The following is an 11,624-nucleotide window of genomic DNA, read 5'->3' on the forward strand; positions in this document are numbered from 1 at the left end:
CGCCAGCACATTTATATTTTTTGGTAACGCTTACATACAGTAAGAAAGCTACTATTCGAAGGACTACTTTAATTTATTATAACAAGAGGAACTTTGTTCGTCCACAAGACAAACAAAGTTCCTCTTATCTTTTAACCTTTCACTGATCCTGCTGCAATACCTTCGACAATGCGATCACTTAAAATAAAGTAAGCTATCAATACCGGGATAATACTAATCATCAAGGTGGCACCAATTGCTCCCCAATCAGTCAAATACTGTCCAACGAAGTTGTTTACCCCAACCGTAATCGTTTTCCACTTGTCAGAGCTCAGGAATGTGTTTACGAATACAAATTCATTCCAGTTATAAATCATGTTAATAATGACTGTTGTTGACAGTACAGGTACCGTCATTGGAAGCGTAATTTGGAAGAAGATCCGATGGACGGAACAGCCATCCACAACAGCTGCTTCTTCAATCTCCCGTGGGATTGTTCTATAAAATCCTGATAGGATCATAATCGTAATCGGCAGGTTAAACGCTACGTACGATAAGATAACGGATAATGGATTATCTATCATATTTGCCGTTTTAAAGAAATTGAACAATGGAATTAATGTTGAATGAAGCGGGATCATATATCCGGCCATAAACAAACCAAGAACTAATCCACTTAACTTCCATTCCATTCTGGTAATCGCAAACGTTACAAAGCTTGCAAGGATAACGGTAAGTACAACCGCCGCGACCGTGTACAAAACACTGTTAAAGAAATAAACATCGATGTGACCTGTTGTCCAAGCCTTCGCATAGTTGCCCCACTGGGGATCTTGCGGAAGCGCAAACGGGGACATTCCGAAAACTTCCTGATTTGTTTTTAAGGAGAACAGGAATAACCAAACTAGCGGGTAAACCTGTACGATTGCAATAACTCCCAGGATAAAATAAAGCATTCCATATCCAATTTTGTTTCCAAGTGTTTTACTAGTTTTATAAGAAGCTGATAGGGTCGTTTTGTGTGTTTCTAATGCAATCTTACTCATATTTTTCACTCCCCTTTATTAATAGTCAACATCTTTAGTATTAAGTAATTTTTGAATTACCCATGTTGCTACAATACAGATAATCAATAAGCCAAATCCAATGGCACTTCCGTATCCGAAGTTATATTTGCTGAACGCTTCTTTATACATGTAAGAGGCCATAACCTCGGATGCACCGTTAGGTCCGCCGCCTGTTAGGACGAAAATCAAATCAAAGTATTTTAATGAACCAACAATCGCCAGGATGACCATGACTTTGATTACACCCGCGATTAGAGGAACCTTAATTTTATAAGCAATTTGAATAGGAGTCGCTCCATCAATTTTTGCAGCCTCGATCAGTTCTTCAGGAACATTTTTTAATGCTGCATAGAAAATAATGATATAGAAACCTGCATATTGCCAAACGATTGGAAAGAAGAGTGCGTATAATACGATATTAGAATCCGCTAACCATAGCGGAGGATTTTCAACGCCAATCAACACTAGCAATCTGTTAAGCATACCGTTCGTAGGGTCAAAAATTTTCGCCCAAAGCTGTCCGATTGCTACAGAAGATAATAACATTGGAATTAAGTAAATTTTTCTTAAAAAGTTAGCACCTTTAATCTTACTTGCAAGAATTAGCGATAAAATTAAATAACCAACCAAGCTTAAAGTGGAAAAGAGACCTAGTAATAGGGAATGCCATGCACTTTGCCAAAACTTTGTGTCCTTTGCTAGTTCAATGTAATTCTCTAAACCGATGAACTTCATCTTGCCGATGCCGTTCCAGTCCATTAGACCGTAATATCCAGTTAAGACAATTGGGATATAGATTAATAGCAGAATAAGAAGTAACGATGGAAGTACGTAAAGGCTGATTACCCATTTGTTTGACATTACACTTTTCATGTTTATACTCCCTTCTTATTTGAAAAAGCGGGCTAAAAGGATAGAGGGCATAACCTGTATGCCCTCTACACTGAGATTTTGATTAGGCCATTTTACTTTTTCTCTTCAGCAAGTTCATCTTTATGCTGTTTCACAAAATCTTCCGGTGTCACTTGTTTTCCAAAGAGAGCAGTTACTAAATCATGATGTAATTCAGATACAGCCGGGCTGGATTGAGTATCAAAATAAGTTGTTACGTTTGATGCTTCACTCAAATCTTTTAAGATTTCAATATACATTGGAGCAAGATCAAGGCTTGCTGTGTCTACCTTCGTTGCAGGAATAACACCAGCATCGATTACTGACTTTTCTCCCCATCTCTTCACAAGGAATCCAACAAAGTCTTTTGCTTCTTCTTGAACTTTAGAACCTTTTGCTACGAACAAACCAACACCAGGACCGCCTACGTAGCTGTCGATGCTATCCCCTTTTCCGCCTTCATAAGTTGGGAACTTGAAATAGCCAATCTTATCTTTGAATTCCTTTGTAACATCAGGGCTTGTTGTGTAGTTTGGTAATTCCCAAGTAGCTGTTAAGAACATTGCTGCTTGTTCGTTCATGAAGTAACCTTTTGCATCGTCGTTTGATAATGCACTTGCACCTTTCACGAAACCGCCAATATCAACTAGGTTTTGTACTTCCTCAGCTGCTTTTACAATCGCTGGGTCGTCCATTTTCGCTTTACCTTTAATAACGTCTGTTAGAATCGTAGACCCGCCAATACGATCTGCTAGATACATGAACCAGAATGACGCCGGCCAGCCGTCTTTCGCTCCAACAGTTGCAGGAACAACACCATTGTCAGCTAACGTTTTTACTACTTTTTTATACTCTTCGAAAGTCTGTGGAACTTCTAGATTATATTTCTCAAAAATTTCTTTGTTGTAGAATACGTAAGAGATGTTTAACTCTAGTGGAAGACCATATGTTTTTCCATCTACTGCATATGATTCTTTTACACCAGGAATGAATGCATCTTTAAGGTCTGCATCGTTTTCAACGATATCGTCTAGTGGAGCTAACATGTCACCTTCAACGTAAGGCTGGATGAAGCCATCTGACCAAGTCATACCGATATCAGGCAGTTCATTAGATGAAGCTAATACTTTCAGCTTTTCACGGTATTGATCTGGGTTTAAGATTTCAGTTTCAATTTTAATATCCTTATGCTCTTTTTCATACTCTGTAATCACATCTTTAACAATGGAGAACTGAGCATTCGAGCTGCCTTCCGGCCATAAATGCATAAATTTAATAACCTTTTTACCATCTGCACTGCTCTCTTCTGAAGAACTTGATGAAGAACATCCTGCAAGTGCTAGAGAAAGGAGCATGATAAATGACATGAAGATTGCAACCGTTTTTTTATTGAACAAGTGTGATTCCCCCTATGACCTTTTCTATGATTTCGCCTACATTTATATCTTACATTCAGATAGTTCTGAAAAATAGGTCACAACCATTAGGAAAAATGCCACTATTTTTAGAAAGCCCTTTCATTATTAATTTTTCGGTAGGCGCTCGGTGTCACACCTTCTAATTCCCTGAAAATCTTTATAAAGTATTTCGCTGTTTTATAGCCGGATTCTTCGGCAATATCGTTAATGGGAAGATTCGTCGTCATCAATAATTCCTTTGCCCGCTGGATTCTCCGGCGGGTTACATATTCACTGAAGGTTAATTTCACATGTTCTTTAAAAAGGGAACTTAAATAGCTGGGGTTTAAATGAACATGGTCTGCCACTTCTTTCTGGGTCAACTCATTTTGAAGATTATGGTTGATATAGTCAATGGCTTCTCTAATTGGTTCACGATTCGATGGATTTTGAGTATTTGCTTCCACGAGCTTCGTATCCACTACTTTTTCAATCAAGCCCGCACGTTCTTTTCTCTCAACCTCATTAAGCGCTTCTTCTACAGCCTCAATCAAAGCCTTTTTACTGATGGGTTTTAAGAGGTAATTTATCACCCCTAAACGCAGGGCTTCCTGGGCATACTCAAACTCGGAGTATGCCGATATTACTAAAATGACAGGAAAAATACGAAGTTCTTTTGCCATTTTTAATAGTTCTAATCCGGTTATTTCCGGCATCCGGATGTCTGTGATGAGGATATGGACTTTATACTGCTTCAATAGTTGGATGGCTTCTTCTCCATTAGAAGCGGTGATAATTTGATAATTCCCATTCGCCCATGTATCTAAGTTTTTTTTCAGTCCTTGGCGGGTTCTTGGTTCATCATCCACGATCAAAATCGTCTTTGTATTCAACATGGTTTTCCTCCCCCTTCACAGGTATGACAAACGAAACCTTTGTCCCTCTCTTTTCTTCACTTTTAATAGTCAAACCACTTTTTTGATAGTATAATTCCAGGCGTTTGTGTACATTTGAGATTGCCATTCCATTCCCCTTTTTTGAGATGACCCTGCCTGACTGTATTGCTTGTTTAATAGAATCTAATTTTTGTTGATTCATCCCCGGTCCATCATCTTCAACGACTATTTCAAGGTATTCCTGAGCTTCCGCAGGTTGTATCGAAACCGTTATGGTACATGGCTGTAATGTATTCCCAGCCCCATGCAGAACGGCATTTTCAACTAACGGCTGAATCAACAGTTTAGGGATCCTGACATGCCCTAGTTCACATGGCAGGTCTAGATTCCACGTTAAGTGATCGCCAAAGCGCATTTTCATAATTTCCATATAGTCTTCAATGTGTTTGATTTCAGCCTTGAGCGCAACCCAATCGCCATCACTTTGCTTAGTGATCGTATAACGGAATAAGTTGGACATTGCCACCACAAGCTCCGCTAGTTCATCCTCATCTTTATCTTCCAGCGACCATTTAAGCGCATCCAATGTATTAAAAAGAAAATGAGGATTAATTTGCGCTTGTAAGGCTTTTAATTCACTCCGGCTGCGGGTTATTTCCTTTTGATAGACCATCTGAATCAAATGATTTGTTTCTTTTACTAGTTGGTTATAGGTACTATTTAACTCATTAATTTCATTAACAGCGGTAACACTAGGGTTCAAGGTTAAGGAACCTGCGCTTGCCTGCTGCATCGTTTCTGTTAACTTGATAATCGGTCTTGTAATAAAGGTCGATAGACCCAGCGTACTAATTAAAAAGATAATAAACCCAATAATCCCAGCGATAATAATCCCTGATCGTAAGACATTAATCCCTTCCGTAAGCGCTTTAATCGGAGTTAAGATGATCAGTGTCCACCCGGTTTCATTCGATGTTTGTCTTGTCATCATATACTCCTGGCTGCCCAATGTTAATGTAGGATCATTATTTAAAATAATGGGTTCAAGGGGTTGATGATAGTTTGATTGAATAGGCTCCGAATATTGGTCAAGTAAAATCGAATATTGATTTTTAATTTTTGTTTTATCTAGATCCATAAACTCAAGATAATTTCGATAAATACTAATGAGCAGGTAACCGCCATCCTCAAAACCGCGGTTTAATAGATTGACGCGCCTGAGCGCGAGGATGTTATCTGAGTTCCGTGGGTCGTCCCCGATCCATACAAGGCTTCCATTTGCATAATCTGCCTGTTGAATCCACTTCCCGTCAATTCTCGTAAGTAAATTCGTATCATCCAGGGGGAGTAAACGATCCATCGTGTCTGTATAGAGTTCAAACGAAAAAATGCCATCTGTATTTGCTTGTATCGTGGTCACAATGCCGTCTAATTGCTGCCGCTCAGCAAAACTTATCGTATGTCCTTGATATGCTTTTGTTAGGGTTCTTTGAATCGCATCATTTGTCATGACTAGTTTAGAGGAGGTGCTAATTTGTTTATATAAAGATTCTAATCTACCATTTGCCTCTACCGCCGTCTGGTGAATTTGTTTTTCAGCATTATTTTTCAAGAGGGTTGACACTCTGTTAAAAGTGATTAGGCTGACAATAAATAAAACAATCAGCATCACTACTAAAAATACGACAAGAATTTGATTTCGTAATGTGTTCCATTTGTGTAATCTCGAGAACATAAAGTCGCCCTTCTACGATAGTTTTTTTCTACTATAACGCATTTTGTCGAATTACGTAATATTATTTCCAAATATCAAAAAACTGTCAATTTTAAAAATTGGCTGTGTTATTATTTTAATGTTGATTTTCGTGTAGGGCTGATCATTCAATATGGGGATTTCCCAATTTAGACGGAAATTCTCCGCTTATTTCCAAACACAGTAAAATCAACATTCAGCTTTAACACAGCCTAAAAATTAACCATATTCAATATGTACACAATGGTCTATAATGTGTTTAAAAAAGAAAGTACCATAATAAGGGGAATGATTATGAATAAGCTATCAATGAATGGCCTATATACTCTTACTGAGTGGATTACTAGGTTTGCCTATGTAAATATCTTATGGATTGGCTTTTCGCTTCTTGGTCTTGTGGTCTTTGGAATCAGCCCCGCAACCGTGGCGATGTTTACGATTATACGTAAATGGATCATGGGTGAAAGTGATATTCCCGTATTTCAAACTTTCTGGAATTCCTATAAAAAAGAGTTTCTTAGGGGTAATGGATTAGGAATCGTCATAGCTTTATTGGCCTATATTATTTATATTGATTTGAACTATTTAAAACTCGATTCCGTTATTCAAATTCCTTTATACCTCATTATTTTTGCAATTGTTATGACAATTTTGTATATATTTCCTGTTTACGTTCACTATAACGTAACCCTCTTTCAGCTGTTTAAAAACTCCTTCTTTATTATGATGGTGAATCCAGTTTCAAGTATCATGATGCTGCTAGGGTTTGTGGCTTTATTCTTTGTAATGAAGTTTTTACCAGCACTGTTATTTTTCTTCGGCGGCAGCCTCTCGGCAGGAATTATCATGTCATCGTGTTATCTAGCGTTCCAAAAAGTAGAGAAGAAACAAAAGGAAGCACAGGCTGTATAATTGTGCTTCCTTCTTTTTATGCTAAAGCTAATAGTTCGCTGACCGTTACAAGTTGATAGCCTTGTGACGTTAATTCGGAAACAAGCATACGAACGGCTTCTATGGTTTGTGAGCGGTCGCCATAGCCATCATGGAAAATTAAAATACTGCCATTCTTTACAGCTTCTCTTGATTTTCGTACGATATGCTCAACTCCGGGCTGTTCCCAGTCCTGAGCCTCTAAATTTAATGCACCAATCATAGGGTATCTCTTATTTTGAAGTAACGACACCGTGTCCTGATTATAATCAAGGTATGGAGGACGAAAGACAACAGGTTTTCTTCCCGCCATTTTCTCTATTAATTTTTCCGTTTCCTCAATTTCCTTTAAACAATCTTGTATGCTTAACTGTGATAGTTTTGGGTGGGTGAAAGTATGATTCCCAATTTCATGTCCCTGGTCAGCAACCTGCTTTACAACCTCAGGATACTTTCCCATCTGCTCACCGATCATAAAGAAAGTTGCTTTTCCCTTTGCTTCCGAGAAAATTTCTAAAACTTGCGGGGTGTAAACCGGATTTGGCCCGTCATCAAATGTAATAGCAACTGCCCTTTGCGCTGTAGAAACTTCGTTAATCATCGTGACCGCCCCCTTAATAAGGACCTCTTACAAAATCCCTTACCTTTTCTTGATAGAAACGTTGAATTTCTTTCTGTTCTTCTACTGAGAATGACTTCGTATCTAAAGTAGAGAGATTGTCCTCTACCTGTTTAACATTTTTAAAACCAGGAATAATACACGTTATTTCTTTTTGATCTAGTATCCAGCGCAATGCTGCACTAGCCATTGATTTACGGCCTTCTGCAATCCACTTTAATTCGTCAGCTAATTCGACACCCTTACGGAATCCAAGACCTGCGAAGGTTTCCCCTACATTAAAAGCCTCTCCATTTTCATTAAAGCGGCGATGGTCATCGGCTTCAAAAACATGATCAGTGTTAAATTTACCCGTTAATAGCCCGCTCGCCAGCGGCAGCCGAACAAGCAGACCTACCCCTTTTTGAAAAGCCTCAGGTATTAATTTTTCTAAGGGCTTCTGGCGGAACATATTAAAAATGATTTGCAGACTCTTAACATTTGGATATTCCAAACAAATGAGCCCCTCTTCAACGGTTTCCACACTGACACCGTAATGACGAATTTTCCCTTCCTTCTTCAGCCGGTCAAGTACTTCGAAGACACTTCCATCTTTCAAAATCTCTGTTGCAGGGCAATGAATTTGATACAAATCAATGGCTTCCCTGTTTAGACGGCGCAGACTGTCTTCACAATAAGAGCTTACTTTTTCATAGCTGTAATTTTTCGGATCAAAAATATCGCCCTGACGGCAGAATTTGGTTGCGATATGGATCTGGTCTTCCTTGCCTTTCGTGGCTTTGGCCAATAACTCTTCACTATGACCATCACCATATACATCGGCAGTATCAAAAAAGTTAACACCTTGTTCCATCGCATATTCTAAAGATTTCAGTGCTTCTGAATCACTCGTCCTGCCCCATGAACCGCCTATTGCCCATGTTCCAAAGCTGACCTCACTAATCATGATTCCTGTATTGCCCAACTCACGATAATTCATCTTAACAACTCCTTTTTTTATCCAACTCACTAGCTTAAGAGTGGTCCCATTCAGGCAGAGGTTGTAACCTCATTTTGTATCAAGACTTTCTTAAATCCTGGCAATCCATAGATTAAGATGGTTACTATAATTTTATTTTCTAAACTCTCTTAATTGCTCATTCAATTCCTTGGTTTGCGAATAAATTTGCTGGTAGATCTTAAATAGTTTCTGATAGGCTTCCACATTTTCCTGAATAGGGTAATAGGTCTTTGCAGTTTGTATAAATACCTCTGCACATTCTTTAAGTGATGGGTACCAGCCACAGCCGTATGCCGCTAACATTGCAGCACCCATTCCTGGACCTTGTTCGCTCGTAAGCTTTTCAATTTTTGCATTAAAAACGTCTGCCTGCATTTGCAGCCATGTGTCATTCTTAGCGCCTCCGCCGATTGAGATAATGGAGTCAATGACCTTTCCACTGCTTCTAAAAATCTCAATGGATTCATTTAATGAAAAGGTTATTCCCTCGAGAACAGCACGAGCGAAGTGCTTACGTTCGTGTGCAGCATCGATACCAATAAAGCTGCCACGAATATTTGAGTCCGCATGCGGCGTTCTTTCGCCTACTAGATATGGTGTAAATAATAATCCGTTACTTCCTGCAGGTACTTCATCAATACCTGCTAAAAATTGGCCAAAGGCTTCTTTTTCTGCGAACGTATCTTTAAACCAGCTTAAACTATAGCCAGCAGCAAGGGTTACTCCCATTGTATAATAAGCATTTTCTTCACTATGATTGAAATAGTGAACCTTTCCTTCAAAATCTAGGTCATTTCGTTCTTCATAGGAAAGAACAACGCCGGAAGTCCCGATACTTGCTAATGTTTTTCCTTCTGCTAAAATTCCAGAACCAATCGCACCGCATGCATTGTCCGCACCGCCAGCAAACACCCTTGTTGTTTCCGATAATCCAGTTTCTAGAGCAAATTCTGCCGTAACAGTTCCTACAAACCCATGTGATTCGACTAACGGAGGACAGAATTCTGGTGACAAACCAAATCGTTCTAAAATTTCACTGCTCCACTCACGCTTTGCTATATTCAGTAATAACGTTCCTGCGGCATCAGAGTAATCCATATGGATATTTCCTGTTAATCGGTAGCGTAGATAATCCTTTGGAAGCAAAAACACACTCGCACGTTCAAAGATTTCCGGTTCATTTTCTTTTACCCAAAGAATTTTTGGCAACGTAAATCCTTCTAACGCTGGGTTTTTCGTTACTTCTAATAAACGTTTTTTGCCAACAACGTCGTAGATTTCCTGACATTGTTTCGTGGTTCTCGTGTCATTCCACAAAATCGCATTTCTTAATACTTGATGGTTTTTATCTATTAAAACAAGGCCATGCATTTGCCCGGAGAAGCTGATGCCTTCGATGTCGTTTACATCTCCATCGAACTGCTGGACCAGTTCCGCTAAACCAGCTGTTGTTTTTTTCACCCATTCTTCCGGATTTTGTTCACTGTAACCTGATTTTTCGATTATTAGAGGATATGATTTTGAAACTTCCTTACAAACTTCCCCATTTTGATTCACAAGTAGGATTTTTACGGCACTAGTTCCAAGATCAACCCCGATTACATACTTCATTCAAATCATCCTTTTCTAAAAAAAGTGCTGGAGTAATAGGCTGCCAGCACTTTTTTTATGTTTATATTGAGTATAGATTAAACTGTGACACTTGAAAGTGTTTCAAGAAGATATTGATTGATTACTCCTTTTAGGCGTTCTGTTCTGCCTGATGTATTCTTGATTCCTGTTAATTGAAGGGCATACTTTTCAAGCTCGTGGAAGTTTGTTTTTCCTTCTACGATTTCTAAGCCGATTCCCTTTGTATAGCTGCTGTAGCGCTCATCGATAAAGCTATCAAGCACTTTATCTTCGATTAATTTGTTTGCAACCTTTAAGCCGATTGCAAATGCATCCATACCCGCGATATGTGCGTGGAATAGATCTTCTGGTTCGAATGAACCGCGGCGTACTTTTGCGTCAAAGTTCAAGCCGCCTTTGCCTAAGCCGCCATTTTTCAAGATTTCGTACATCGCTAATGTATTCGTGTACAAGTCAGTTGGGAATTCATCTGTATCCCATCCAAGTAAGTTATCACCCTGGTTAGCATCGACAGAACCAAGCATTCCATTGATACGAGCTGTTCTTAACTCATGCTCAAATGTGTGGCCGGCTAAAGTAGCGTGGTTCGCTTCGATGTTAAACTTGAAGTAGTCAGTTAGGTCATATTTTTGTAAGAATGCTAGACCAGTAGCTACATCGAAGTCGTATTGGTGTTTAGTTGGCTCTTTTGGTTTTGGCTCGATTAAGAATGGAACGTTTAAGCCGATTTCTTTTGCATAATCTACTGCCATATGGAAGAAGCGGGCTAAGTTATCCTGTTCAAGCTTCATGTCCGTATTGAGAAGTGTTTCGTAACCTTCACGGCCTCCCCAGAATACATAGTTTTCCGCGCCAAGTTCTTTCGCTACTTCTAACGCTTTTTTCACTTTCGCTGCAGAGTAAGCAAACACATCTGCATTAGGTGAAGTTGCAGCGCCATGAACATAACGTGGATTTGTGAACATGTTAGCTGTGTTCCAAAGTAATTTCGTTTTGCTTGTTTTCATGTATTCTTTGATCATGCCGACGATAACATCTTGGTTTTCGTTTGTTTCTTTTAATGTGCTTCCTTCTGGAGCAATATCAACATCGTGGAAAGCAAAGAAAGGAACATTTAATTTTTCAAATAGTTCAAATGCCGCTTCCACACGTGCTTTTGCTAAATCTAAGCCAGTGAAACGATCCCAAGGACGGATTGCTGTACCGACACCAAATGGGTCTGAACCATCAGCGGCGAATGTGTGCCAATAAGCAACAGAGAAACGAAGAAGTTCCTCCATTGTTTTGCCGTTTATTTTTTCTTCTGGATTATAATACTTAAATGCAAAAGGATTTTTTGATGTTGCACCTTCAAATTGAATTTTGTTAACCGTATCGAAATAAGCCATGAGTGATTCCTCCTGAGTAGTTTTATAGTTTAACAACAACTATGTAAATGCTTACAAAAGGTTCTTGGAATC

At 39.0% G+C, this 11,624-nt stretch carries 10 protein-coding genes; 1 reads left to right on the forward strand and 9 read right to left on the reverse strand.

Translation table 11 applies throughout. The features are described from left to right. Positions 1 to 131: 131 nt before the first annotated feature. The 5 genes from MLOOGBEN_RS23310 to MLOOGBEN_RS23330 all read right to left on the reverse strand — a co-directional run bounded on the left by MLOOGBEN_RS23310 (position 132) and on the right by MLOOGBEN_RS23330 (position 5,965). Positions 132 to 935, reverse strand: a complete 804-nt coding sequence (locus tag MLOOGBEN_RS23310) for a carbohydrate ABC transporter permease (protein WP_256989254.1) — start codon at positions 933 to 935, stop codon at positions 132 to 134. A 108-nt stretch (positions 936 to 1,043) separates the two neighbouring features. Further along, positions 1,044 to 1,919, reverse strand: coding sequence for a carbohydrate ABC transporter permease (locus MLOOGBEN_RS23315; protein ID WP_179160669.1), 876 nt, complete (start codon positions 1,917 to 1,919; stop codon positions 1,044 to 1,046). A gap of 92 nt (positions 1,920 to 2,011) precedes the next feature. Next, the gene (locus MLOOGBEN_RS23320; protein ID WP_179160727.1) at positions 2,012 to 3,304 is read right to left on the reverse strand and encodes an extracellular solute-binding protein; all 1,293 of its coding nucleotides are present in this window, start codon (positions 3,302 to 3,304) and stop codon (positions 2,012 to 2,014) included. A gap of 137 nt (positions 3,305 to 3,441) precedes the next feature. After that, complete coding sequence (locus tag MLOOGBEN_RS23325) at positions 3,442 to 4,230, reverse strand: response regulator transcription factor (protein WP_483296400.1); 789 nt, start codon at positions 4,228 to 4,230, stop codon at positions 3,442 to 3,444. Continuing rightward, a complete protein-coding gene (locus MLOOGBEN_RS23330; RefSeq protein WP_179160670.1) occupies positions 4,196 to 5,965 on the reverse strand; it encodes a sensor histidine kinase in 1,770 nt (589 codons plus the stop codon). The genes MLOOGBEN_RS23325 and MLOOGBEN_RS23330 overlap by 35 nt, the downstream gene beginning before the upstream one ends. Before the next feature lie 312 nt (positions 5,966 to 6,277). On the opposite strand from MLOOGBEN_RS23330, the gene MLOOGBEN_RS23335 reads away from it, so the two are divergent. Continuing rightward, positions 6,278 to 6,895 (forward strand): YesL family protein, encoded by a 618-nt coding sequence (locus MLOOGBEN_RS23335; protein ID WP_256989243.1) that lies wholly within the window; start codon positions 6,278 to 6,280, stop codon positions 6,893 to 6,895. Positions 6,896 to 6,911: 16 nt separating this feature from the next. On the opposite strand, the gene MLOOGBEN_RS23340 is transcribed toward MLOOGBEN_RS23335, so the two are convergent. From MLOOGBEN_RS23340 to xylA, 4 genes are all read right to left on the reverse strand, one after another. After that, a complete protein-coding gene (locus tag MLOOGBEN_RS23340; RefSeq protein WP_179160671.1) occupies positions 6,912 to 7,514 on the reverse strand; it encodes a polysaccharide deacetylase family protein in 603 nt (200 codons plus the stop codon). 13 nt (positions 7,515 to 7,527) lie between these two features. Next, on the reverse strand, positions 7,528 to 8,511 hold the full coding sequence (locus tag MLOOGBEN_RS23345; RefSeq protein WP_179160672.1) for an aldo/keto reductase: 984 nt from the start codon (positions 8,509 to 8,511) through the stop codon (positions 7,528 to 7,530). 132 nt (positions 8,512 to 8,643) lie between these two features. Further along, on the reverse strand, positions 8,644 to 10,143 hold the full coding sequence (gene xylB / locus MLOOGBEN_RS23350; protein WP_179160673.1) for a xylulokinase: 1,500 nt from the start codon (positions 10,141 to 10,143) through the stop codon (positions 8,644 to 8,646). 77 nt (positions 10,144 to 10,220) lie between these two features. Beyond that, entirely contained in the window at positions 10,221 to 11,552 is a 1,332-nt protein-coding gene (gene xylA, locus MLOOGBEN_RS23355) for a xylose isomerase (RefSeq protein ID WP_179160674.1), read from the reverse strand. Between the last annotated feature and the right edge of the window lie 72 nt (positions 11,553 to 11,624).

Origin of the sequence: Bacillus sp. EB106-08-02-XG196 (assembly GCF_013396335.1) — a bacterium.
Classification (GTDB): Bacteria; Bacillota; Bacilli; order Bacillales; family Cytobacillaceae; genus Neobacillus.